The following is a 440-nucleotide window of genomic DNA, read 5'->3' on the forward strand; positions in this document are numbered from 1 at the left end:
TCGGTGAAGGTCAACTCATCACTGCCGTCCGGCATCGTGATGGTGACCGTCGCCCCGGACAGCAGCTCACCCGGTTCGTTGACGATCACAATGATCGGCGACACGGTCGTCGACTGACCGGTCGACCCGACCCCGACCGGCGTCGTGACGATCGTCGGCGCACCATTGAGAGTGGGTGTGACGGTCAGCAGCGTGACGCCGGGCAACACCGACTCCTGACCAGCCGCATCAGTGACCGCGAACTCGATCGTCCGCACACCCGCAACGTCAGTGCTCAGCGAAACCGACTGCAACACCGCCTGATAGGCCGCAGCCGAGGCATTACCTGTCAGCGTCAACACGCCATTCACATATGAGCCCGTAATCCCACCGGACTCGGTGAAGGTCAACTCATCACTGCCGTCCGGCATCGTGATGGTGACCGTCGCCCCGGACAGCAG

Annotated in this window: 1 protein-coding gene; it reads right to left on the reverse strand. The window is 63.0% G+C overall.

Features of this window, described 5'->3' with window-relative positions:
• Positions 1 to 440, reverse strand: a 440-nt coding sequence (locus BST17_RS29460; RefSeq protein WP_165762369.1) for a hypothetical protein, incomplete at both ends; no start/stop codon positions are given.

Origin of the sequence: Mycolicibacterium bacteremicum (assembly GCF_002086115.1) — a bacterium.
GTDB classification, from domain to species: Bacteria; Actinomycetota; Actinomycetes; order Mycobacteriales; family Mycobacteriaceae; genus Mycobacterium; species Mycobacterium bacteremicum.